25 protein-coding genes are annotated in these 23,061 nt (G+C 69.5%); 13 read left to right on the top strand and 12 right to left on the bottom strand.

Going from position 1 to position 23,061, the window contains the following annotated elements; all coding sequences use genetic code 11:
- Window positions 1-41 precede the first annotated feature (41 nt).
- Window positions 42-1,508, bottom strand: a complete 1,467-nt coding sequence (merA, locus tag RBS60_RS04155; protein WP_307956259.1) for a mercury(II) reductase — start codon at window positions 1,506-1,508, stop codon at window positions 42-44.
- Window positions 1,509-1,587: 79 nt separating this feature from the next.
- Here merA and RBS60_RS04150 point away from each other — a divergent pair, with 79 nt between their 5' ends.
- Window positions 1,588-1,977: a heavy metal-responsive transcriptional regulator gene (locus tag RBS60_RS04150; RefSeq protein WP_307956258.1), complete on the top strand. Its 390-nt coding sequence runs from the start codon at window positions 1,588-1,590 to the stop codon at window positions 1,975-1,977.
- Between the two features lie 40 nt (window positions 1,978-2,017).
- Here the strand turns inward: RBS60_RS04150 and RBS60_RS04145 are convergent, their stop codons facing one another.
- Entirely contained in the window at window positions 2,018-2,356 is a 339-nt protein-coding gene (locus RBS60_RS04145; protein ID WP_307956257.1) for a YnfA family protein, read from the bottom strand.
- 289 nt (window positions 2,357-2,645) lie between these two features.
- Between RBS60_RS04145 and RBS60_RS04140 the strand changes: the two genes are divergently transcribed.
- Window positions 2,646-3,602: a patatin-like phospholipase family protein gene (locus RBS60_RS04140; RefSeq protein ID WP_307956256.1), complete on the top strand. Its 957-nt coding sequence runs from the start codon at window positions 2,646-2,648 to the stop codon at window positions 3,600-3,602.
- An 85-nt stretch (window positions 3,603-3,687) separates the two neighbouring features.
- On the opposite strand, the gene RBS60_RS04135 is transcribed toward RBS60_RS04140, so the two are convergent.
- The 4 genes from RBS60_RS04135 to RBS60_RS04120 form a co-directional block, all read right to left on the bottom strand.
- The gene (locus RBS60_RS04135) at window positions 3,688-4,269 is read right to left on the bottom strand and encodes a hypothetical protein (protein WP_307956255.1); all 582 of its coding nucleotides are present in this window, start codon (window positions 4,267-4,269) and stop codon (window positions 3,688-3,690) included.
- A gap of 62 nt (window positions 4,270-4,331) precedes the next feature.
- Window positions 4,332-5,222 carry an alpha/beta hydrolase gene (locus RBS60_RS04130; RefSeq protein ID WP_307956254.1) on the bottom strand — a complete coding sequence of 297 codons (891 nt, stop codon included), beginning with the start codon at window positions 5,220-5,222 and terminating at the stop codon, window positions 4,332-4,334.
- A 37-nt stretch (window positions 5,223-5,259) separates the two neighbouring features.
- Window positions 5,260-5,691, bottom strand: coding sequence for an SRPBCC family protein (locus tag RBS60_RS04125; RefSeq protein ID WP_307956253.1), 432 nt, complete (start codon window positions 5,689-5,691; stop codon window positions 5,260-5,262).
- A gap of 18 nt (window positions 5,692-5,709) precedes the next feature.
- Window positions 5,710-6,192 carry an SRPBCC family protein gene (locus RBS60_RS04120; RefSeq protein ID WP_307956252.1) on the bottom strand — a complete coding sequence of 161 codons (483 nt, stop codon included), beginning with the start codon at window positions 6,190-6,192 and terminating at the stop codon, window positions 5,710-5,712.
- 301 nt (window positions 6,193-6,493) lie between these two features.
- Here RBS60_RS04120 and RBS60_RS04115 point away from each other — a divergent pair, with 301 nt between their 5' ends.
- The 5 genes from RBS60_RS04115 (at window position 6,494) to RBS60_RS04095 (ending at window position 10,926) form a co-directional block, all read left to right on the top strand.
- Window positions 6,494-7,360 carry an alpha/beta fold hydrolase gene (locus tag RBS60_RS04115; RefSeq protein ID WP_307956251.1) on the top strand — a complete coding sequence of 289 codons (867 nt, stop codon included), beginning with the start codon at window positions 6,494-6,496 and terminating at the stop codon, window positions 7,358-7,360.
- Entirely contained in the window at window positions 7,357-8,589 is a 1,233-nt protein-coding gene (locus RBS60_RS04110) for a thiolase family protein (protein WP_307956250.1), read from the top strand. The genes RBS60_RS04115 and RBS60_RS04110 overlap by 4 nt, the downstream gene beginning before the upstream one ends.
- A 21-nt stretch (window positions 8,590-8,610) precedes the next feature.
- On the top strand, window positions 8,611-9,279 hold the full coding sequence (locus RBS60_RS04105) for a 3-oxoacid CoA-transferase subunit A (protein WP_307956249.1): 669 nt from the start codon (window positions 8,611-8,613) through the stop codon (window positions 9,277-9,279).
- Window positions 9,280-9,283: 4 nt separating this feature from the next.
- Window positions 9,284-9,982 carry a 3-oxoacid CoA-transferase subunit B gene (locus RBS60_RS04100; RefSeq protein WP_307956248.1) on the top strand — a complete coding sequence of 233 codons (699 nt, stop codon included), beginning with the start codon at window positions 9,284-9,286 and terminating at the stop codon, window positions 9,980-9,982.
- Between the two features lie 167 nt (window positions 9,983-10,149).
- The gene (locus RBS60_RS04095) at window positions 10,150-10,926 is read left to right on the top strand and encodes an IclR family transcriptional regulator C-terminal domain-containing protein (RefSeq protein WP_307956397.1); all 777 of its coding nucleotides are present in this window, start codon (window positions 10,150-10,152) and stop codon (window positions 10,924-10,926) included.
- A gap of 45 nt (window positions 10,927-10,971) precedes the next feature.
- Here RBS60_RS04095 and RBS60_RS04090 read toward each other — a convergent pair whose 3' ends face one another.
- The 3 genes from RBS60_RS04090 to RBS60_RS04080 form a co-directional block, all read right to left on the bottom strand.
- Window positions 10,972-11,676, bottom strand: a complete 705-nt coding sequence (locus RBS60_RS04090; protein ID WP_307956247.1) for an ABC transporter ATP-binding protein — start codon at window positions 11,674-11,676, stop codon at window positions 10,972-10,974.
- Window positions 11,673-12,815: an ABC transporter permease gene (locus tag RBS60_RS04085; protein ID WP_307956246.1), complete on the bottom strand. Its 1,143-nt coding sequence runs from the start codon at window positions 12,813-12,815 to the stop codon at window positions 11,673-11,675. Before RBS60_RS04085 ends, RBS60_RS04090 begins: the two co-directional genes overlap by 4 nt.
- A gap of 137 nt (window positions 12,816-12,952) precedes the next feature.
- Window positions 12,953-13,528 carry a TetR/AcrR family transcriptional regulator gene (locus tag RBS60_RS04080; protein ID WP_307956245.1) on the bottom strand — a complete coding sequence of 192 codons (576 nt, stop codon included), beginning with the start codon at window positions 13,526-13,528 and terminating at the stop codon, window positions 12,953-12,955.
- A gap of 96 nt (window positions 13,529-13,624) precedes the next feature.
- On the opposite strand from RBS60_RS04080, the gene RBS60_RS04075 reads away from it, so the two are divergent.
- From RBS60_RS04075 to RBS60_RS04055, 5 genes are all read left to right on the top strand, one after another.
- Window positions 13,625-15,082: a benzaldehyde dehydrogenase gene (locus RBS60_RS04075; protein WP_307956244.1), complete on the top strand. Its 1,458-nt coding sequence runs from the start codon at window positions 13,625-13,627 to the stop codon at window positions 15,080-15,082.
- Between the two features lie 89 nt (window positions 15,083-15,171).
- A complete protein-coding gene (locus RBS60_RS04070; protein ID WP_307956243.1) occupies window positions 15,172-15,348 on the top strand; it encodes a hypothetical protein in 177 nt (58 codons plus the stop codon).
- Window positions 15,345-16,043: a cytochrome b N-terminal domain-containing protein gene (locus RBS60_RS04065; RefSeq protein ID WP_307956242.1), complete on the top strand. Its 699-nt coding sequence runs from the start codon at window positions 15,345-15,347 to the stop codon at window positions 16,041-16,043. Before RBS60_RS04070 ends, RBS60_RS04065 begins: the two co-directional genes overlap by 4 nt.
- A complete protein-coding gene (locus tag RBS60_RS04060; protein ID WP_307956241.1) occupies window positions 16,040-16,999 on the top strand; it encodes a hypothetical protein in 960 nt (319 codons plus the stop codon). The genes RBS60_RS04065 and RBS60_RS04060 overlap by 4 nt, the downstream gene beginning before the upstream one ends.
- A gap of 87 nt (window positions 17,000-17,086) precedes the next feature.
- Window positions 17,087-18,223, top strand: coding sequence for a DUF2637 domain-containing protein (locus tag RBS60_RS04055; protein ID WP_307956240.1), 1,137 nt, complete (start codon window positions 17,087-17,089; stop codon window positions 18,221-18,223).
- Between the two features lie 164 nt (window positions 18,224-18,387).
- Here RBS60_RS04055 and ilvD read toward each other — a convergent pair whose 3' ends face one another.
- Complete coding sequence (gene ilvD / locus RBS60_RS04050; protein WP_307956239.1) at window positions 18,388-20,271, bottom strand: dihydroxy-acid dehydratase; 1,884 nt, start codon at window positions 20,269-20,271, stop codon at window positions 18,388-18,390.
- Window positions 20,272-20,347: 76 nt separating this feature from the next.
- Here ilvD and RBS60_RS04045 point away from each other — a divergent pair, with 76 nt between their 5' ends.
- Entirely contained in the window at window positions 20,348-21,235 is an 888-nt protein-coding gene (locus tag RBS60_RS04045) for a helix-turn-helix transcriptional regulator (protein ID WP_307956238.1), read from the top strand.
- Here the strand turns inward: RBS60_RS04045 and RBS60_RS04040 are convergent.
- Window positions 21,207-21,911, bottom strand: coding sequence for a response regulator transcription factor (locus RBS60_RS04040; RefSeq protein ID WP_307956237.1), 705 nt, complete (start codon window positions 21,909-21,911; stop codon window positions 21,207-21,209). The genes RBS60_RS04045 and RBS60_RS04040 overlap by 29 nt on opposite strands.
- A gap of 279 nt (window positions 21,912-22,190) precedes the next feature.
- Entirely contained in the window at window positions 22,191-22,937 is a 747-nt protein-coding gene (locus tag RBS60_RS04035) for a sigma-70 family RNA polymerase sigma factor (protein ID WP_307956236.1), read from the bottom strand.
- Window positions 22,938-23,061 lie beyond the last annotated feature (124 nt).

The following is a 23,061-nucleotide window of genomic DNA, read 5'->3' as shown; positions in this document are numbered from 1 at the left end:
CGGCCACGGCCTGCGGCACGCCGCCGCGGGCAGCCGCATCCTCACACGGCGCAGCAGGAGAGCCGCGAGACGTCCGCCGTGTAGGACTGCGCGGCGATCCGGATCCCCTCCGCCATCGTCAGGTACGGGCTCCACATGGCCGCCACCTGGTCGACGGTCATGCCCGCCTCGAGGAGGTACACACCGGCGGCGGCCAGCTCTCCGGCGTCCTTTGCCACGGCGGTGACGCCTAGGATCTTCCCCGTGGCCGCCTCGGCGACGATCTTGATGAACCCCCGCGTGTCCCTGTTCACGATCGCGCGAGGCACGTACTCGAGCGGCAGCACGCGGCACTCGCACCGGTACCCGGACTCGCGCGCCTGCTTGTCCGTCAGGCCGACGGCGCCGAGCGCCGGGGAGGTGAACGTGACACGGGGGAGATGCCGATAGTCCACGGTGCGGCCAGCGCCCGTGAAGGCGTTCTCGACCGCGAGCGCCCCGTGGTGGGCCGCGACGTAGACGAACTCTGGGTGTCCCGTGACGTCTCCGGCGGCCCAGACGCGGGGATTCGTGGTGGCGAGGGTGCTGTCCACGACGATCTCCCCGGACTCGCCGGTCTCGACGCCGACCTGCTTGAGGTTCAGCGCTCGAGTCACGGGCCTGCGGCCCATCGCGACGAGGACCCGCGCGGCCCGGAACTCCTGCGGCTCCTTGGCCCCGATGCTGCCCACCTCGGCGACGGCGACCACCTCGCCCGTGAGGGGATCAGTGCGCACCGAGGCGACGGCGGCGCGACGGACCACGTGGATGCCCTCGTCCGCGAAGACGCCCATGAGCGCCCGCGACGCCTCGGGCTCCTCGTGCGAGGCAAGGCGGCTGCGCACGAGCATCGTCACCCTCGTCCCAAGACGCGCGAACAGCTGGGCCATCTCGAGCGCGACGTACCCGCCGCCGAGGACGAGGAGGGACTCGGGGATCTCGCTGAGCTCCATCGCCGTGGTCGAGGTCAGGTAGTCCACTTCGGGCAGGCCCTCGATCGGGGGGATCCACGGCGAGGACCCCGTTGCGACGAGGTAGTGCTGGGCCGTGACAGAGGAGCGCGCCTCGACCGAGGCGAGCGCGCCGCCGTCGTGCGTGATGGTCAGCACCGGCTCGCCGGGGGTGCCCGAGAAGGAGGCCCCTCCCTGGATCACATCCCAGCCGTAGTCGGCGGCGAGGTCCACGTACTTCTCCTGCCGCATCGACTCGACGAGGGCCTGCTTGCCCGCGATGAGTGCGCCCATGTCCACGGGGCCAGCGGAGGAACCGATACCGGGGAACCTGCCCGCTGCGTCGGCGGCCGTGTGCCTCGCTTCGGCGGCCGCAAGGAGCGCCTTCGAGGGCACGCACCCGGTGTTGACGCAGGTCCCGCCGATGGTCCCCCGCTCGACCATGAGGACGCGTTTGCCCAGGCCTGTGGCGCGGATCGCCGCTGAGAAGGCCCCTCCGCCGGAGCCGATGATCGCCAGATCGTAGTCGTAGTTCGTCATGCCGCCAGTGTGGACCTTCCCCTATACTGGAAGGTCAAGCCCGGGTGGAAGGTCAGGTCCGGGCGCTGAGGAGGCTGGGATGCGCATTGGCGAGGCTGCGGCGGCCGCAGGTGTGAGCACCAAGACGCTGAGGTTCTACGAGTCCCGCGGGCTCCTGTCCGATCCGGAGCGCGGGGCGAACGGGTACAGGGACTATGAGCCCGAGGTGGTCGGGCGCATCGGGTTCATCCGCCGAGGCCGTGCGGCCGGGCTGACTCTCGCCCAGATCGAGGACCTGCTCGAGGTGCGCGACGCCGGCGAGGCGCCGTGTGGGCACGTTGCGAAGGCATTGGCTCGGCATCTGGAGGCCCTCGACGCGCAGATTGCCGAGCTCACGGCATTGCGTGCTGCCGTCGCGACCGTGCACGTCGCAGCCGCGGCCGCCAATCCGTCGTCGTGCGACGCCGGGGAGATCTGCAGCTTCCTCTGACGCGCCCGTTCATCTGACCCCCGCGGAGAGGGTCCGTCCGTCAGGCCGAGGCGCGCGGCGCGAACATGATGACGACGACGCCCGCGAGACATACCACAGCGCCGATCACGTCCCAGCGGTCCGGCCTGAAGCCGTCCACGATCATGCCCCACGCGAGGGAACCGGCCACGAAGACACCGCCGTACGCGGCAAGAATCCGGCCGAAGTGGGCGTCGGGCTGGAAGGTCGCGACGAACCCGTAGATCCCGAGCGCAGCCACCCCGAGCCCCGCCCACCACCATGGCCTGCCCTCACGGACCGACTGCCACACGAGCCACGCACCGCCGATCTCGGCCGCGGCGGCGAGGACGAACAGGACCACGGACTTGAGGATGCTCACGCGCCCATGATGCCAGCGGACTGTCGGCCGCCCCTTGCCCGTCGCCCCGGCGGTTGCGCACCGCGCCGGCTGCGTGCGATCATTCCCGTGATCGTGACCTATCGGCAGGAGGTGAGACCCATGTACGCAGTATCCACAGTGGGCGCTCCCCTGCAGTCCACGATCGCGCGACTGACGTAGTCGCCACAGGGAGCGCCAGGCAGGCACTTCGCGAAAGGCGACTCCCATGGACGCAACACCTTCTTCTACTCCGCGCATCAGCCCACCGGCGACTCCCGATGGCCCTGCGATGGCGCGCACACACCGTCCCGGCAACGGGCCGATACCGGACCAGCACGCTGATGCCATCAGCTCGCCGGAGAACTCACACCAGCGGGCCTTGGTCCTCGCAGGCGGCGGAGCAGCAGGCAATGCGTGGCAACTCGGCCTCATCGCCGGTCTGGCCGAAGCCGGCGTCGATCTCACCGAGGCCGATCTCATGATCGGCACGTCGTCCGGGTCGACGGTGGCTGCCCAGATCACGAGCGGGACGCGGCCGGCCGAACTGTATGCCGCGATCCTCGCCGCGGGGCCCCAGCCACGTCCCGCCGGCGCCGGATCCGACAAGGGGCGCGCTCCGGCTCCGTCGGGGCCGAACTACATGGAGTGGTCCCAGGCAATCATCGGCTCGGCAAAGGATGCCCGCGACATGCGCCGCCGGATGGGCGCCGCGGCGCTCGAGCTGGATGCTTCCGACGGGGCTGGCAGCGCGCGCTGGCGCGACGTCGTCGCGGCCCGGCTTCCCAGCCAGCACTGGCCGCAGAAGCATGTGCTGATCGTGGCGGTCGATGCGCAGACGGGGGAGCCAGCGGTGTTCGACCGCCACAGCGGAATCGCTCTGGTCGACGCCGTCGCCGCCAGCACCTCGCCGATGACGCCCTACCGCGTCGGCCAGAGCCGCTACCTCGACGGCGGGTACCGCCGGAACGACAACGTCGATCTGGCGGCCGGGTACGGTCGGGTGCTGGTCCTCTCGCCGTTCAGCGGCGGGTCGCGCCACCCGCACGAGTGGGGCATGGATCTCGCAACCCAGGTCGACGAACTGCGCGCGGCGGGCAGCAGGGTCGAGTCCGTCTTTCCGGACGGCGGCGCTGGCGACGTGTTCAACGCGAAGGCGTTGGATCCGTCAACGCGTCTGCAGGCGGCGCGGGGAGGCTACGATCAGGGCCGAACGCTCGCCGGGCGGATCGCCGAATTCTGGCGGTGACGCGCGACGCCCGTCGGGCGGAAGGCCGATAACGGCGCGTCTTCACGCCCCGGACGGCCCGGGCGTCACGTGACGGCTGGGGCGGTCAGTGGTCCGCCGCGTACTCCACGGCCGCGGCGGGCCACGCCGGGACGGGCTTGATGCGCAGGACGATGACCGCCCGCCCGATGATGAGCGCGCTCAGCCCGATTCCTGCGATATGGGTGGGGTGTCCCGCGATCCCGGACGTGATGACCTCGGCGAGGGTCAGCACCAGTCCGATCGAGCCCACCACTATTGCAGTCACGAGGGGCGCCCGCGCGGTGCTCCGCCGCTGCACGATGTTCCATGTCCCGACCGCCGCGTACGCGAGCGCCATGAGGCAGTAGGCTCCGATGATTGCGAGGGCGACGGCCAGCGAGCCGGGCGCCACGGTGCCCCCTCGGCCTTGGATTGAACCTACTGCGCGCATGACGCCTGCGATGTTCAGGTAGGCGTAGTACCCGGCGAGCAGGGCGAGGACCGCCGCCGAGCAGCCCAGGACGAGCCGCCAGCGCTCGGACTTTCCAGCGTCCTCGGGCCGGAGCTGCATCGCTACAGGGTGCTGCGGCAACGGGTGCTGCGGCAACGGGTAATGCGCCGAAGGGTAGGTAGGCGGCACGGGGATGAACGGCGGCTCGTGGGACATGCGGCGGGCTCCTCTGCGGCAGGCGGGAGCCACTGCGCCTCCCAATGGCGTGGAGGCTACGTTCAGATACTGGGAAGTTGCTGGGAGTCAAGGAGCTCGCCCACGAGCCGTCGGCACAGGCGGTACGCCTCGTGGGCGGGGTCGATGATGGCGAAGTGGTCGCCGGTGGTCTCGTGCAGCAGCGCGGGGTCGCCGGCAGCGCGGGCCTCGGCGACGTAGCCCGCGGACAGCGCGAACGGGACGGCGTCGTCGTCGGGGGAGTGCACGGCGTGGACCGGCACGCCGATGGGCAGCGCCCGCTGCGGGTCTGCGAGGGCGAAGGCCCGCGCGAGCTCGGGCGAGTCTGCTGACGATCCGCCCATGAGATTCCGCGCGGCATGGTTGCTCAGCCCCAGCTCGTCTGCCGCTGCGAGGCTCAGCACCCCCGCCTGGCTCACGACGCCGCGCAACCGCACCCGGGGCCGCCCGCCTTTCGCGGGAGCGCCCGGCGCGTCAGGTGGGAGCCGGTGGCGTCCGGCGGCCCACACCGCCAGATGGCCTCCCGCCGAATGGCCCAGACCGACCACCTGCCCCGCCGCGACGAGCCGCCCGAGGCGCGCGGCGTCGTCATCCGTGAGCGCACCCAGGCCCGCGATATCGTCGAGGCGGTCGATCCCGGCGGCGACGTCGTGGAACGTGGTCGGCCACCCGCCGTCGCCCGCCGTGCGTGTGCCGTCTGGCAGGTCAGACTTGGCGCGCCGGTACTCGAGGTTCCACGCCGCGAAGCCGTGCGCGGCGAGATCCTCGGCGACCGGCGCGCCGAGGTCAGCGGTGTACCGGTCGCGCCAGTACCCGCCGTGGATCACGACGACGACGCCGCGCCACGCGCGGTCGTGCGCGGCGGGGGACGGCAGGTACAAGTCGCCCCACTGATCGGGATGCGGGCCGTAGGGGACGCGGACGGGTTGGCTCACGCCGCGACTCTACCGGCCCGACTCTACCGGCCCGACTCTACTGGCCCGACTCCAGCTTCGCTTTGACCTTCTCGAACACCGGCCCGTGGGATGCCGCGGTCGCCCGCGCCAGGAGCGGCTCGAGGGGCCAGAGCCGCCACAGGCCGCCGGATCGGTTCTCCATCGTGAGCCTTGTACCGGACCCCTCCGGCTCGAACTCGTACGTCCACGTCCCTTCGAGGGAGAGCGAACTGCGGTCGGTGATCCGCCGGTTGGGGACGAACTCGATGTACACGTTGAAGCCGTGGAGACGAATGCCTGCGAGGTTCGCGGTCCACGTGTAGTGGGTCCCGAGGCCCTCCGGGGTGCAGTGCGTGTCGCCGAAGCTCACGCCCGACGCCGCGACGTCCCGCCAGGTGCGCGGGTCCCGGAAGGCGTCGAACACCTTCTCGACCGGGGCCTCGATGTGGAGCGACTGGCGATACGGCATGGGCTCATCTGCGCACGGCTACTGGGCCGCGGCGGATTCCTTCTCGACCTCGGTCTTGATGTGCTCGAGCCAGCCGTTGACCGTGTGGGCCCAGCCCTTCTCGGCAACCGTGTTCATCATTACCTCTTCGATCCACGTGATGTCCGTGTTCTCGAAGTGCACGTTCAGCCGCGTTCCCTCGCCTTCGGGCACGAAGTTCCAGGTCCAGCCGACGTGCTGCTTGAGGTCCCTGTTGAGCAGCTTGAGATGTGAGTTGATGACGATCTGCTGGTCGGGGACGAAGGTGACGAACTCGTGGGTGACGTACTCCGTGACCGGCATGGTCTGGTTCCGGACGTGCGCCACCGTCCCGACGCCCTCAGGGGTCACGGTCGCATCGTCGACGTGGATCTTGGGGTGGCCGGCGAACATGTTGCGCGGGTCGCGGCAGTGCTCGAAGACCGCGTGGACCGGTGCGCTGATGTCGATCGTGTACGTGTGCTTGTACTCGTGCTCGGACATGTGTGCCTCCTGGGGTGGGTGCCTGTCCTTCCATGGTCGGGAGGTGCGGGGGCGGAGGGGAGTGCCGTTGGTCCCGGCGGCTCCGCGCGCTCCCGGCACCGATCCTTCGGTCCCTCGGGCTGGGTCATCAGGCCGAGCTCTGTCTCGCCTGTCATGTGTTCGTATGTCGAACTCTTGTGCAATATGCGAACATTGAGTTATCGTGAATGTGTCGTCTCGACCGTTGCGTGGTCAGCTCCGCGGGGTCTGAACCCTGCGGAGGGCCGGGCAACTGGGAAGAGCAAGAGGAAAGGACCCGTAGGTGAGCGTGCCCAAGATCAAGGCCGTGCGGCTGAGTCCGCGCGAGCAGCTCGGACAGAAGGAGCTCGTGGTGCTCGGGCCTTCCCTCGGGACGTCGACCGTGATGTGGCAAGACGCCGCGCAGCTTTTCGCGGGCGACTACGACGTCTTCGGTTGGGACCTCCCCGGCCATGGTGTCTCCCCGGCCGCCGCAACGGATGCCGAGTTCAGCGTGGGCGAGCTGGCAGACGCAGTCGTGGAGCTCGTCGACTCCATCGAGCCGGGCGTCCGCTTCCACTACGCGGGCGATTCAGTGGGCGGTGCGACCGGGGCCGAGCTGGCTCTCCGCCACCCCGAACGACTCCTGAGCCTCGCCATGGTCTGTTCGTCGCCGCGCTTCAACGGCGCCGAGGCCTACGCCGAACGCGCCGACGCCGTTGCCGAGCAGGGCACCGAAATCCGCCTCGAGCCCTCCGCCGAGATCTGGTTCGCCCCCGGCTTCCTGGGAGAGCACCCCACCGAGTCCTCACGGCTCCTGGATAGCCTGCGGGATGCAGACCGCTTCGGCTACGCCGCCGTCTGCCGCGCCATCGCTGCCTACGACGTCCGGGACCGGTTCGCCGAGATCTCGGTACCGTTCCTCGCCGTCGCGGGACAGTTCGACTCCGTCTGCCCCCTCTCCGAGGCGCAGTGGATGGCGGACCAGGCACAGCACGGCGTCGCCGTCGAGGTCCCCAACGTCGGGCACATCGCCCCGACCGAGAATCCGGCCCTGGTCGCCAGCCTGCTCCGGACGCACTTCATGGCCGCAAGCGGGTTGATCGAACTCGCGCAGGAGACCATCGACGCCCTCGTTGACAGCCACAACACCAAGGACAGCAACTCATGACCGACGCTTTCGTCTACGACGCGATCCGCACCCCCTTCGGCAAATTCGGCAAGGGCCTCGCAAGCGTCCGCCCCGATGACCTCGCGGCACACATGGTCCGCAGTGTCGTGGACCGAGCCCCGGGCCTGACGCCCGATGCGCTCGAAGCCGGCGCACTCGACGAAGTGATCTTCGGCAACGCCAACGGTGCAGGCGAGGAGAACCGCAACGTCGCCCGGATGGCCACGCTTCTCGCGGGCCTTCCCGTCTCCATCCCCGGCACCACGGTGAACCGCCTGTGCGGCTCGTCCCTCGACGCCGCGATGATCGCCTCGCGCCAGATCCAGGTGGGCGACGCCGACGTCATGCTGGTGGGCGGTGTGGAGTCGATGTCCCGCGCGCCGTGGGTCCTGCCGAAGACGGACAAGCCCTACCCGGCCGGGGACCTGGCGCTCGCCTCGACCACGCTCGGCTGGCGCCTCGTGAACCCGGAGATGCCGTCCGAGTGGACCGTGTCCCTCGGCGAGGCCACCGAGCAGCTGCGCGAGCGCTTCGCGATCGGCCGCGACCGTCAGGATGAGTTCGCTGCCCGCTCGCACACCCTTTCCGACAAGGCCTGGAACGAGGGCTTCTACGACGATCTCGTCGTTGCCGTCCCCGGAACCGATGTGACGCGTGACGAGGGCATCCGGGCGGGGTCCTCCGCGGAGTCACTCGGCGGCCTCAAGACCGCGTTCCGCAAGGACAACGGCGACCGCTCGGGTACGACGACCGGCGGCACCGTCACCGCAGGCAACGCCTCCCCGCTCTCCGACGGTGCCTCCGCGGTCCTGCTCGGCTCCGAAGCCGCCGCGGGGACGCTCGGACTGGCTCCCATCGCACGCATCGCGGGCCGCGGCGCTGCGGCCAACGAGCCACAGTATTTTGGCTTCGCACCCGTCGAGGCCGCGAACCGGGCCCTCGCGAAGGCCGGCATCGGCTGGGACCAGGTGGGCGCCGTCGAGCTCAACGAGGCCTTCGCCGCGCAGTCCATCGCCTGCGTGGACGCGTGGAAGATCGACCCCGAGATCGTCAACCAGCACGGCGGTGCGATCGCGATGGGGCACCCGCTCGGCGCGTCCGGCGGTCGCATCCTCGGCACGCTCGCCCGCTCGCTTCAGCGCAGCGGAGAGCGGTGGGGTGTAGCCGCGATCTGCATCGGTGTGGGCCAGGGGCTCGCCGTGGTGCTCGAGAACGTCAACGCGAAATAGGCCGAGAGGAAGGGTCCATCGGTGGCACACACGCTGGAATTCAAGGACACCGTCGCGCAGGCCGTGGCGGGCATCGAGGACGGCTCGACCGTCATGATCGGAGGCTTCGGCAATGCCGGGCAGCCGTTCGAGCTCATCGACGCGCTGCTCGAATGCGGCGCGACGGGCCTCACGGTGGTCAACAACAACGCCGGGCAGGCAGATGAGGGCCTTGCGCTCCTGATCAAGGAGGGCCGCGTGGCGAAGATGATCTGCTCGTTCCCGCGCCAGAGCGACTCGTGGCATTTCGACGAGAAGTACCGCGCGGGCCAGATCGAGCTCGAGCTCGTGCCGCAGGGCAACCTGGCCGAGCGGATCCGGGCCGCGGGTGCCGGCATCGGCGGGTTCTTCACGCCGACCGGCTACGGCACCATGCTGGCCGAGGGCAAGGAGACGCGCTTCCTCGACGGCACATGGCAGGTCTTCGAGACCGCGATCCACGCCGACGTCGCGCTCATCAAGGCGCTTCGGGCCGATGGCAAGGGAAACCTTGTCTACCGCAAGACGGCGCGCAACTTCGGCCCGATCATGGCCGCCGCAGCCAAGCAGACCATCGTCCAGGTCTCCGAGATCGTCCCCGTGGGCGGACTCGACCCCGAGAACGTCGTGACCCCGGGAATCTACGTCAACACCATCGTGAAGGTGGGCTGAACGAATGAGCGAGCAGACTGCGCCGGGCGTCATCGAGGACAGCACCGTCCCCCAGACGAGCGAGACACCCCTCAACCGTGAGGAGATGGCCCGGCTCGTCGCGAAGGACATCGAGCCGGGATCATTCGTGAACCTCGGCATCGGCCAGCCGACCAACGTGTCGAACTACCTGACCGAGGAACAGGGCATCACGCTCCACACGGAGAACGGCATGCTCGGCATGGGGCCGGTGGCCGTGGGCGATGAAATCGACCAGGACCTCATCAACGCCGGCAAGATCCCCGTGACCGAGCTGCCGGGCGCGAGCTACTTCCACCACGCCGACTCGTTCGCGATCATGCGCGGCGGCCACCTCGATGTGTGCGTGCTCGGCGCGTTCCAGGTGTCCGCCACCGGCGATCTGGCGAACTGGCACACCGGCGCCCCGGACGCGATCCCCGCCGTCGGCGGCGCGATGGACCTCGCGACGGGTGCCAAGGACGTGTATGTCATGATGAACCTCATCGCGAAGGATGGGACCGCCAAGCTCGTCCCCGAGCTGACCTACCCGGTCACCGGCGTGGGCTGCGTGACGCGCGTGTACACCGAGAAGGCCGTCTTCCTCATCTCGCCCGACGGCGTGCGCGTGCGGGAGACGTTCGGCGTAGCGTTCGAGGAGCTCGAGGCCCTCATGGACGTCCCGCTGCTCCCGGCTGCGGGCTGAACGGAACGGACGATGGCAGAGCGGAGTGCTGGTGGTTGGTCGGAGTGACGGTGGTTGAGCGGCGATCGGTGCGGGATGCGGAGCCGAGTCCGGATCCAGAAGCTGAGTCGGAACCGGGCGCCGTCGACTACGTCCACCCGCCGGTCCCCACCGCGAGCGACCAATTCGTGCAATCGCTCGCGCGGGGACTCGCCGTCGTGCGCTCGTTCGACGCCGAGCACCAGGAGATGACCCTCTCAGAAGTGGCGGCGCGAACCTCCCTCACACGTGCGACGGCGCGGCGCTTCCTCCACACGCTCGTAGAGCTCGGGTATGCCCGCACGGATGGAAGGGTCTTTGCCCTGACCCCTCTCGTCCTCCAGCTCGGGTACGCGTACCTCTCCGGCCTGCCGCTCCCAGAGCTCGCCCAGCCGATCCTCGAGGAGCTCTCGCACCGGCACGGGGAGTCGACGTCCCTAGCGGTTCTTGACGGTGCGGACATCGTCTACCTCACGAGGATCCACACGCGGCGCATCATCTCCGTGGGCATCTCGCCGGGAACCCGGTTCCCCGCGCACGCGACCTCGATGGGGCGCGTCCTGCTCGCAGCGCTGGCGCCCGGGGAGCTGGACGCCTATTTCGCCCATGCAGACCTCGCGCCGCTGACCCCTCGCACGCTCACCTCGCGCAAGGCGATCGAGGCGGAGCTCGCGCGGATCCGCGAGGCGGGGTACGCCGTCGTCGACCAGGAGCTCGAGGTGGGCCTTCAATCGGTGGCCGTCCCGGTGCTCGGTGCAGGCGGCCGGACAGTCGCGGCGATCAATATGGCGCTGTCCGCGCGGCTCGACGATCCGGCCTCTTCCGCGGAGAACCGGCATGACGCGGAGGTAGCGCGCCTCGTGCCCGAGCTGCAGGCCGCGGCGGCTTCCATTGCGGAGGCCGCCCGCGCGGTGGGGGCCGACTGAGGAGGGCGCGGACCCGACGGCGCAGGCTCGCCGACCTCAGGCGCGTCAGGCCGGCACGCCGACCTCGGCAAGGCGCCCGTCGGACATCTCCAGCACCCGGTCGCATTGGGTGAGGACATCCCGGTCGTGCGTCACCATGACGACGGCGGCGCCCGACTCACGGGCCTGGTCCGCGAGGAGGGACACGACCTCGTGGCTGCGGCGGCGGTCGAGGGCGGCCGTCGGCTCGTCGACAAGGAGCAGGCTCGGTCGGTTGACCAGCGCCCGCGCGATCCCAACGCGCTGGCGCTCGCCGCCGCTGAGGCGCCCAGGGCGGTGGTTCGCCCTCTGGGACATGCCCACAGCCTCCAGCAGGCTCTTCGGGTCCACGGTCCGGTTGCCCGCGAGCCGTCCCGCGAGACGGAGCTGGTCGGCGGCAGTGAGTGCGGGGATCAGGTTCGCGGACTGGAAGACGAAGCCGATATTCGCGAGCCGGAATCGGGCCGCCGCGCCCTTCCCGAGGCCGACGACGTCCGTCCCGTGGACACGCACGACGCCGGAGGTCGGCTTCGCTAGCAGGCCCGCCACCGCCAGGAGCGAGGACTTGCCCGAACCGGACGGCCCGACGATCGCGGTGAACTCGCCCGCCTCGACCCGGAGGCTGACCGAGTCGAGGACGCGGACCCTGCCGTCGCCGTCGCCGAGCTCCAACACGAGGTCCGACATCTCGAGGGCGGGCACGGGCAGGTCTGATGCGGGGATCGAGGTCATCGGTTTCCTCCGAGGGCAGTGATGGGATCGACGCGCGTGATGCGCAGGACGGCGACGGCCGCGCCAAGAAGACCGAGCACCACAGTGAGAGCGGTGGCAAGGGCAATGGGAGCCGCCTCGAGCGCAAAGGGCACGGCGTCGGGGATCATGGCTCCGAACCCGACGCCGATGGCGACTCCTATCGCCGTGAAACCGAGCAGGAGGATCGCGCCTTGGGCGAGGCCGTCCCTCAGCAGGTACCCGCCCGAGGCGCCCATGGCGCGCAGCACGGCGATTTCCTGGGTGCGCTGGATGGTCCAGACGGTGAAGAAGGCGCCGACCACGAGCGCGCAGATGGCGTACAGGAAGACCTGGATCATGCTCAGCGTCAGGGTCTCTGCCTCGTAGCCGGGGGAGGCGTTGAATGCCTGGGCCTTGGACATCGTCATCGTGCCCGCGCCTGCGTCGAGGGCCGCGTAGTCGGGGGACCGTCCGGGTGCCGCCTCGAGTGCCACGACGCTCGAGTACGGGTAGCCAGCCGCGTCCACCTGGGCCCGGGTGGGCGCGCCCGCCGCGGCCGTGTTGGAGGCGAGCAGCCGCCACGTGCCGATCGGGAGGTACGCGACGTCGACGTGGCCGAAGGTGGCCTGGCCTTCAGTGAACCCGGCCACCGTCAGCTTGGTCCCTATCCGGTCCAGGGTCACGACATCGCCGACTGTGACGCCTTTCGCCTTGAGGGTGGACGAGACGACGATCCCATCGGGGGCACCGAGACTGTGTCCCTCTGCGATGGCCGGGGCAAGGAACCCGGCAGGCTCGACGCCGAAGAGGGTCAGATCGACCTGGCGGCCGGAGGACGTCGCGCCGTTGACGATGCTCACGCCCATGGGCTCAGCATGCTCGATCCCGGAGGCAGCCTTCCAGGCCTGAAGCTGCCTGCCGTCCACGAGGGAACGGCTGAATGCATTGTCCTTGATGGTGCCCTTGTCGAAGGCAAATGCGGTGGCGCTGAGGGACTTGAGCCCGGAGACGCCATCGTTGACGAGGCCAGAGGAGAGGCCGGAGAGCAGGACCACGAGCACGGCGATCAGTGAAATCACGGCGCCCATGAGCGTGAACCGGCCGCGGGCGAACCTGAGTTCGCGCAGAGCAAGGAACATGTCACTTCCTAGGGGAATTTTTCCGACTACCTGTCGGAATCATTCCGGCAGTATGTCAGTTAGTTGCCGACGTCGGCAAAAAGAGAGAGCAGGCTCCGGATTAGATGCGATGGGAGAGCCGGGAGAAGCGGCCGCTGTTAGGCAGGCAGGCCGTGGGTCAGGAGCTGGAAGGCGGCCTCGGCCACCGTCCTGTGGTCCGCCCCGTGTTCGACGAGCTGCACCCCGGCGCCGAGCACACCCTGCGCGAGGTGCATCCACAGCGCGGCGTCCGAGTGCCCGAGCTCGGCGAGCGTCTCCGCGAGAGGCCGGAACAGCGCGGCATGCAGGGCGTCGATGCCTTCGTGGCGCTTCGGGGTCAGCTCGGCCTCCCGCAAAGACGTTGCGAGGCCGTGTCTTCCGTCGGCCGTCATGCGCAGCGTCGCCTCGACAAAGGCGCGAAGCCGGTCGAGTCCCGGGGCCGACTTGGCGAGCTCGGCGGAGATCTCGTCGTTCCAGCGGTCGAAGGCCTGGAGGGCAACAGCCACGAGGAGATCGTCCTTCGAGGGGAAGTAGTCGTAGAAGCTCGAGCGGGCAAGGCCGGCCCGCTCGGTCACGGTGCGCGGGCTCACCGTCGCGAGACCCCCCTCGAGCAGGACCGCCTCGGCCGCCCGGATCAGCGCCGCACGCTGGGCGCCGCGGTGCTCGGCGACGGTCGGGGCGGAGATCTTCGGCATCGGACCATTATCTGCCCACCCCAGAGCCGCCTCCGTTCGGCTTGCAGCGCACCGGGCTTAGGCTGGTCGAAAGACAGTGACAGGGAGGTCACCGGAATGGCATTTCTCGACGCCGCACTGTGGGGCGGCAAGGTCAATATCGGCGGGTGGACCGAGGCCGGTGGTGGCGCCTTCGACGCCGTCGAGCCGGCTACCGGAGCGACCCTCGGTTCCGTGGGGCTCGCCAACCGCGACGATGTATACCGCGCGGCCTCGCTGGCCGCGAAGTCCCAGCTCGACTGGGCGGCCACGAAGCCCGAAGAGCGCGCCGCTGTCCTGCGCCGCGCGGGCCAGCTGTGGGAGGAGCATGCCGCCGAGGTCCAGCACTGGCTCACCCGCGAGGCCGGCAGCATCCCTGCCAAGGCCCAGATCGAGACCCACGTCGCCGCGAACGAGTGCTATGAGGCGGCAGCCCTGCCGTCGCACCCGCACGGGGAGGTCCTGAGCTCGGACGAGGAAAGGTGGTCCTTCGCGCGGAGGCGGCCGGCCGGCGTCGTGAGCGTGATCGCGCCGTTCAACTTCCCGCTGGTCCTCTCGATCCGCTCGGTGGCGCCCGCGCTGGCGCTCGGCAACGCGGTCCTGCTCAAGCCGGATCCCCGCACCGCCGTCTGCGGCGGCGTGACGCTCATGCGCATCTTCGAGGAGGCCGGGCTGCCCGCCGGTGTGCTCTCGCTCCTGCCCGGCGGCGCCGAGACGGGGGCCGCCGTGGTCGAGTCGCCCGAAGTGCGGGTTGTCTCGTTCACGGGCTCCACCGCGGCGGGCCGCAAGGTGGGCGAGTCTGCCGCGCGTCTGCTGAAGCGCGCACACCTCGAGCTTGGTGGCAACAGCGCGCTCATCGTGCTGCCGGGGGCGGACCTCGCGAAGGCCGCGTCCGCCGGTGCTTTCGGCTCGTTCTTGCACCAGGGCCAGATCTGCATGGCGACGGGTCGGCATTTCGTCCACGACTCGCTGTACGACGACTACGTCGCAGAGCTGTCTGCGAAGGCCGAGAACCTGCCGGTCGGCGATCCCGCTACCTCTGAGGTGGCCCTCGGGCCGATCATCGACGAGGCCCAGCGCGACAAGATCGACTGCCTCGTTCAGGACGCCGTTGCGCGCGGTGGACGCCTCACGGCCGGCGGCAGCTACGAGGCGCTGTTCTACCGGCCCACGGTGCTGGCGGACCTTGAGCTGGACAACCCCGCTTTCGCCGTCGAGATCTTCGGTCCGGTTGCCCCGGTCACGCGGTTCTCCAGCGTCGACGAGGTCGTCGAGATGGTCAACGCGAGCGAGTACGGGCTGTCTGTCGGTATCCTCGGCGACGTCGGCACGGCGATGAAGATCGCCGACCGCGTCCATTCGGGCAAGGTCCACATCAACGAGCAGACCGTCTCCGACGAGGCCAACGCGCCGTTCGGCGGTGTGGGCGCGTCCGGGACAGGCTCGAGATTCGGCGGCGCGACGTCGAACATCGACGCGTTCACGGAGATCCAGTGGCTCACCATGCGATCCGAGATCGCGCCGTATCCGTTCTGAGACTCGCATCACCTGAGTGACAGCTGAGACTTTGGGCGAGGGGCCCTAAGCCCCTATCTGGGCGTCGGCGCCGGGCGGACCGTGGTGCCGTGGACACGACACTGAATGCGTTGACCGCAGCGGCCCGTCTCGGCGCCGACGGCATCTATCTCGGGTGGGGATCCTTCACAGTGCAGCTGGGGAACCTCATCGTCATCATCGTGATGATCCTGCTGTTCGTCGCCGCGCTGTTCCTGCCCTTCCCCGGGGGGAGGGGACGGCGGTGAGCGGCACACCAGCGGACTCCCAGAGCGCGCCTCCCGGAGGGCACATCGTCAACTGGACCGGCAGGTTCAGGCAGTGGGGAGTGCGCACGCTTCCCCCGGACAAGCTCCTTCCGGAGACCCAGCCCAGCTACGTGGCCTCATGGATCTACGTGTTCGGGATGGGAGCCATCGCGGCGCTCCTGTACGTGATCGTCTCGGGCGTGATCCTCGGGCTCAACGGCCCGGCCTGGTACCACGTGTCCGCGACCGGCCACTTCATCAACAGCACCCACCTGTGGGGCGTGGAGCTGTTCTTCATGTTCATGGTCATCCACCTGTGGGGGAAGTTCTGGATGGCGTCGTGGCGCGGAGGACGCGCGCTGACATGGATCACGGGCGTCATCTCGTTCGTCGTCTCGATCGTGACGGCATTCACGGGCTACCTCCTCCAGACCAATTTCGACTCCCAGTGGATCGCCTTCCAGGCCAAGGACGCCCTCAACTCGGTGGGGGTGGGCGCGTGGTTCAACGTCGCGAACCTCGGGCAGATCCTCATGTGGCACATCGTGCTGCTGCCGCTCGCGGTGGGGGCCGTCGTCGTGCTCCACGTCCTCCTCGTCCGCGTGCACGGCGTCGTCCCGCCGCTTGAGGCGTCGGAGACGGACGCCCAGCTTCGTCCGAGTGGGTCCGCAGCACAGGGAGGCAACCCCTCATGAGCATCAAGGAACGCAGCCGGACGCCGCATGAACACCGGGGCGCAAGGGACCTCGACCGACGGCCATGGACGGGGGCCGTCCGCGAGTACGACCTCGTCAAGGAGCTCGTGTACGCCTGCGTCGTCGTGGGAGTGCTCACCGTGGGACTCGCCGCCGTCGTCGGTTCTCCCGACGACGCCCCGGTGACGCTCAAGCAGTGGGCGACCACCGCGCCGTCGGACTTCGTGGCGACGGCGACCGCCGAGCTCGGCGGGACGAGCGGCACCGCCCAGTACGGGCCCCCCTACAACTCGACTCCGGGGGCGAGCCAGACGCTCGGGCCAATCGATCTGCAGAGCCTCTCCGGTGCCCGCCTGCCGGTCGACACCGCCCAGGACCTCGTCCTCGGGCCGCTCGCCACGCTGCCGCAGCAGCCGGCAGAGATCGCGGCGTGGAACACCGCTACGGACCAGCAGCGCACCGACTGGAGCAGCGCCTACTCAGACGCCCTCTCGAAGGCCCCGGACAACGACCCCGCCAAGGTCGCGTCGGGCGATTACGGGCCCGTGCCGGCGCTGGATTCGGCGCTGCTCGGGATGGCCCAGTCCGGTTCGCTGGACCGCGTGCTCGACGGCGGGACGCTCGCGGGCTTGGACCACACACGGACCGAGTTGCTGCTCGGCGACGGAACGTACTTCAAGGGCCTGGCGGACGCACAGCACCTCACGGGTGACCAGTGGGGCATGATGAACGAGACCGGCAACTACCCCGGCCAGTCCTGGCTGTGGCTGTTCTCGTTCTGGTACCAGATCCCGCCGTTCAACGGGCTCTCCAACGCGGACCTCGTGATCAGCGGAATCATGGTTGTCCTGACGCTCGCCCTCATGCTCGTCCCCTTCATCCCGGGGGTCCGGTCACTGCCCCGGCTCATCCCGATCCATCGGCTGATTTGGAGGGACTACTACCGGCGGAGGTGAGGGTGCGGACGCCGTCGTGGATATCGTCATCTGACGGTATCCACGGCATGGTAGAAAACTAGGGTGAACCCCCAGAATCTCCAACGTGTGAAGCATAAGCCTATCTCGCGACCTATCGTTGCCACCGGCATCGCATCGACGGTCGTCATCGGCTCAGGCGCCTTCGTCCTGAGCTTCTCAGCCCTTACCGACCTCGCCGTCCGGGCGGGCATCAACCCCGAGATCGGGTGGATGTGGCCGCTCATCGTGGACGGCATGATCGTCGCCGCGACGGTTGCCATCGTTGCCCTCGCCGGCCGTGAGGGCAAGGAGCAGTTCTACCCGTGGATCCTGCTGTTCTTCGGCGCCGTGGTCTCGACCGCAGCCAACTCGATCCACGCGATCCTCGCCGTCAAGGCGTCGAACGGCAATGTGCCGATCGCCGTCTCCGCCCTCGTGGCAGCCATGCCTCCGGTGGTGCTCCTCGCGATCACGCACCTCACCGTGCTACTGGTGCAGTACGCGCGCAACTCCGCAGAGATCCAGGCTGCGCTCGCGGCCGCCGAGGAGATGGAGCGCGCTGCGAGCGCGGCTGACGCGGTGCCCGCTCCCGCCCCGGCGGCAGACGCCCCGGTGGCTCCCGCACTGACGGCAAACGCCGCGGCCGGCGGTGTGGACGTAGTCGAGACGGTGCTCGCCGAGACGGTGCTTGCCGATTCGGTGCGCGCCGAGACCGCGGCCGCCGACGCTTCACCTGCCGCGCCCGTGGTGAAGCCTGCAGCCCGCTCGTCGCGCAGGACCGGCGACACGGGCCAGATCGCCGCCGTTTCCGCCGCCGATGCGTCTGCGGAGAAGCCCAAGGCAGCTCCGAAGCGCAAGCCCCGCAAGACCACCACGGCCACCCAGCCGGTGGTCCCTGCGGCCCCGGCGGCAAAGCCCGCAGCGGCCCGCACGGCACCGAAGGCCCCGGCCTCCGCGCGCCAGCTCATGCCGGAGCTCGGGACGGTCACCGCCGTCAACCCGATCCTGCGCGGGTCCGTGGCGGCGGACGTGAAGCCCGCCGCGGAAGGGGAGTCCAAGACCGCATCGGCTTCCAGCGCCGGAACGGCCGCGACGCCTGCCGTTGCATCCACCCTCACCGTTGCATCCGCGCCGGCCTCGTCAGCCGCGACGCCTGCTCCGGAAGCCGCCCCAGAGGTCGCCGCCGAGGAAGCTGCGAAGGAACTCGTCTCGTCTCCGGCCTGACAGCCTCCGAGCGGGCATATCGACACAAATCAGGCGCCCTCACCCCGAATCCGGGAGTGGGGGCGCCTGACCTGTTTCGATAGCCGATAGCCGATATGCCCTTAGGGCGCCGAAGGTGCTTTCGAGGCGGTTCAGGCCCTCGGCACTCTTACCAGGCGCAGCGGTTACGCAATCGGCTGCGGGGACGTGATCCGCGTGAGCGAGTCGACGTCGCGTACGGCGCCCTTGTCCGCCGAGGTGGCCATGGCGGCGTAGGCGCGCAGGGCCGCGGAGACCGGGCGCTCGCGGTTCGCGGGGTGGTACCCGGTGGTGGCCTCGAGCCGCTCGCGGCGGGCGTCGAGCTCGGACTGGTCCACCACGAGATCCATCGAGCGGTTCGGGATGTCGATGCGGATGAGGTCGCCGTCCTGCACGAGGGCGATCGTGCCGCCTGAAGCCGCCTCGGGGGAGATGTGCCCGATCGAGAGGCCCGAGGTACCGCCGGAGAAGCGCCCGTCCGTGATGAGCGCGCACTTCTTGCCCAGGCCACGGCCCTTGAGGAACGAGGTCGGGTAGAGCATCTCCTGCATGCCCGGGCCGCCCTTCGGCCCCTCGTACCGGATCACGACGACGTCGCCCTCCTTGACGGTCTTGTTCAGGATCTTCTCGACGGCCTCGTCCTGTGACTCGCACACGACCGCAGGGCCCTCGAACGTCCAGATCGACTCGTCGACGCCGGCCGTCTTGACCACGGCTCCGTCCACCGCGACGTTGCCGCGCAGCACCGCGAGGCCGCCGTCCTTCGAGTACGCGTGCTCGACGGCGCGGATGCAGCCGCCCGCGGAATCCGTGTCGAGGGAGGTCCACTCGGTCGACTGCGAGGACGCGGTCGAGGAGCGCTGCCCGCCCGGTGCCGCGTGCCAGAGCTGCTCGGCCTCCGCGGTGGCCTTGCCACCGCGGATGTCCCACGCGTCGAGCCACGAGGTCAGGTCATCGGAGTGCACCGAATGCACGTTGGTGTGCAGGAGGCCGCCGCGGTTGAGCTCACCCAGGAGCGCGGGGATGCCGCCGGCGCGGTGCACGTCCTCCATGTAGTAGGTCTTGTTTCCGGCGACATTCGGGGCCACCTTCGCAAGGCACGGGACCTTGCGGGACTTCGCGTCGATCTCGGCCAGGCCGTACTCGACGCCGGCTTCCTGCGCGGCCGCGAGCAGATGCAGGATCGTGTTGGTCGAGCCGCCCATGGCGATGTCGAGGGCCATCGCGTTGTCGAAGGCCTCGGCGGTAGCGATCGAGCGCGGGAGGACGGAGTCGTCGTCGTGCTCGTAGTAGCGCGTGGCGAGTTCGACGGCGGTCGCCCCGGCCCGCTCGTAGAGCGCCTTGCGCGCGGTGTGGGTCGCGAGGACCGAGCCGTTGCCCGGGAGGGAGAGGCCAATCGCCTCGGTGAGGCAGTTCATCGAATTGGCCGTGAACATGCCCGAGCACGAGCCGCACGTGGGGCAGGCGTTCTGCTCGATAAGGTCGATGTCCGCGTCGGAGATCGACTCGTCGACGGCGTCGGAGATCGCGTTGACGAGGTCGAGCGAGCGGACCGAGCCGTCCGTGAGTGTCACGCGGCCGGCCTCCATGGGGCCGCCGGAGACGAAGACCGTGGGGATGTTCAGGCGCAGGGCGGCCAGGAGCATGCCGGGGGTGATCTTGTCGCAGTTCGAGATGCACACGAGGGCGTCGGCGCAGTGCGCGTTGACCATGTACTCGACCGAGTCGGCGATGAGGTCGCGGGAGGGCAGCGAGTAGAGCATGCCGCCGTGGCCCATGGCGATGCCGTCGTCGACGGCGATCGTGTTGAACTCGCGGGCGATCGCGCCGGCCGCGTGGATCGCCTCGGAGACGATGCGGCCCACCGGGGCGAGGTGGGTGTGGCCGGGGACGAACTCGGTGAACGAGTTGGCCACGGCGATGATCGGCTTGCCGATGTCCGAGTTGGCCACGCCGGAGGCGCGCATCAGTGCGCGGGCTCCGGCCATATTGCGGCCATGGGTGACGGTGCGGGAACGAAGAGCTGGCATTGAACGAGAATTTCACGCGCGCGCGGTGTCCGCCAGTCTCCGTCAATACTAGTAGTGAGAGTGCTAGCGTTGGAGTGTGGCTGACGGACGGGGTGCGGACCGGCACGAGGACAGGGGCCCGATCGAGGCCCCGCGCAGGGAACTCGGCGCCTTCCTGCGCAAAAAGCGCGAGCGGGCCGTCCGCGCGGACTACGGCCTCCCTCCCGTGGGCCGCGGACGCACCGAGGGACTGCGTCGCGAGGAGATCGCGTTCCTTTCCGGCGTCTCGGTGACCTGGTACACGTGGCTCGAGCAGGGTCGTGACATCAACCCGTCCCGGCAGGTGCTCGACGCCGTCGCCGTGAATCTGCGCCTCACCGTGCCCGAGCACGACTACATCCTGGGCCTGAGCGGCTTCGCTCCCGCGCCCCGGGCCTTCGCGGCGGTCCCCGAGCCCGTCCCGGACCACGTCCAGCACCTGCTGGACGCCCTGGACCCGGCCCCGGCGTTCGCTGTGACCTCGACGTGGGACATCGGCGCGTGGAACCGCGGGTACGAGGCCCTGTTCCCGGGCATCGCCACCGTGCCGGCGAAGGACCGCAACCTGCTGCGCCTCACGTTCACGGACCCTTACGTGCGGGGCATGCTGCCCGATTGGGAGATCACGGTCCGCAGCTTCCTGGCCGACTACCGCGCCGAGGCCGGCTCGCACGCGGACCGCGACGCGCACGTCGAGCTCATCACACGACTCCGCCAGGATTCCGCGGACTTCGCGCGGGCCTGGGACGATCACGAGGTCCGGCGCTTCGCCTCGCGGGCCCGGACCTTCCTGCACCCCGTCGCGGGGCGGCTCGACTTCGAGCAGCACCAGCTCGTCCCCTCGGACGCGCCGACCCTGCACGTCGTCGCATACCTCCCGGCGCCTGGATCGGACACGGGTGCGCGCATGGCGGAACTCATTGTCCGGCAGGCTGCGATCCGTTAGGGGGGCGGGGCCGGGGGCTGGGGTTCTGGCCGATGACGTGTAGCGCTGCCTGAGTACGGTGCTTCATGCCGAGCTTGGTCAGGATGGACGAGACATAGTTCTTCGCGGTCTTCTCGGCCAGACCGAGCTCAAGGGCGATCTGCCGGTTGGTCAGCCCCGTCCCCACCAGCTCCAGGACCCGGCGCTCCTGCGGCGTGAGGGTGTCCATGAGTGGATCGTCCGAGTGCTGTGAAGTGAAGCGCGATCTGGTCCGGGCTTCGGCGTCGGGGTCGAAGATGGCCTCGCCGGCAGCGGCGCGGCGCACCACGTCGATGAGCCGGTCAACGGAGATGTCCTTGGCGAAGTACCCCGCGGCTCCGGCCATCACGGCCTCGAAGAGCGCCTGCTCGTCGTGGGCGTGGTTGAGGATGATGCACTGGATCCGCGGGTCTGCCGACCGCACGGCCCGGCAGACCTCGATGCCGTTCCCGTCTGTGAGCTTCTCGCCGAGCACCGCGACGTCCGGGGCAAGGTGGGGGATGAGCACCTCGGCCTCGCGCGCCGAGCCCGACTCTCCGACCACGGTCATCCCGGCCCGCTCGAGCAGGCTCCTCATCCCGTAGCGGGCCACCTCATGGGGGTCCAGAACGAAGACGTGTATAGACCGATCCAGACCCACCGAGTCGTTGTGCGTCATGCTGAGCTCTTCCCCCGTTGCCCGGGGCCTAACCAGAAAACTCAGTTTCCGGTGCCATCCCCCCGATTGCTGGGGTCGACGCTACGCCCCCGCCGCGCTAGGGGAGAAGGTCCCGCGCACCCGGTTCAGGCGTCAAGCCGCGCACGACGGCGATTGGTCGCCTCGGGTGCGTGGCCGAGGAGTCGCCCGATGTCTGCGGGTCCGTCCTCCTCCGCCCCCGGTATCGGCTGCCCTGCTCACTAGGGACCAGCCTTTCGGGACGGAGCGCTAGGACTCGGACTAGGCGGCGAGGCGCCGCCGCATGCGGTCGAGAAGGCGCCGCAGGAGCCGTGAGACCTGCATCTGGCTCACGCCCAGCTCCGCGGCGATCTCGCTCTGGCTCAGCTCGTCGACGAACCGCAGCTTCACAAGCCGGCGCTCGTAGGCGCTCAGCCCCTCAAGGGCCGTGGACACGAGCTCGTGCTGCTCAACGCGCTCGAACCCCTCCTCGATGTTAGAGAGGACGAAGGTGCGGCCCTCGTCGTCGGGCGTGTCCAGCGGGTCGATGGCGACGGCGGACATGGCGGCTCCCACGCTGCGGGCCTCGGCCACCTTCTCGGCGGAGGCGCCCGTCGCCTCGCAGAGCTCCTCGACATTCGGCTCCCGCCCCAGGTCCTGCGCGAGGCGTCCGCCCGCGGCCCTCACCCCGAGGCGCAGTTCCTGTACCGAGCGGGGTGGGCGCACCACCCACGACTGGTCCCTCAGGTAGTGCTTGATCGTTCCCGCGATGGTGGGCGCGGCGTACTGCGCGAATCCATGGCCGCTGCCCTCCCGGTACTGGCGGGCCGCCTTGACGAGGCCGAGCCTCGCGACCTGACGGATGTCGTCGAAGTCGTGCCCCGGAACGCGATGGCGGTTGGCCAGGGCGTCCGCCAGCCCCAAGTACTCGAGCACAAGCTCGCCCGCCTCGTCTGCACGTCTCCTCTTCGTGTGGGCGGCTTCCCGTCCTCCGTCAAGAACCTTCAGATCTACCTTTGACTCACTCACAGCGACCTCCTTTGTGTGGCCGCTGACGCGGCGCCGGTGTCGTGGCCTTCGTTGGGGCGAAGCTGCCCCTCGTGATTGCTTTACTCTGCGGTAACGAGACAGACCTGTCTGTCCCGCCTTTAAG

The organism is Sinomonas sp. ASV486, assembly GCF_030908215.1.
Classification (GTDB): Bacteria; Actinomycetota; Actinomycetes; order Actinomycetales; family Micrococcaceae; genus Sinomonas; species Sinomonas puerhi.
The sequence above is the reverse complement of the archived record's forward strand: the minus strand, read 5'-3'. Positions and strand labels throughout refer to the sequence as shown.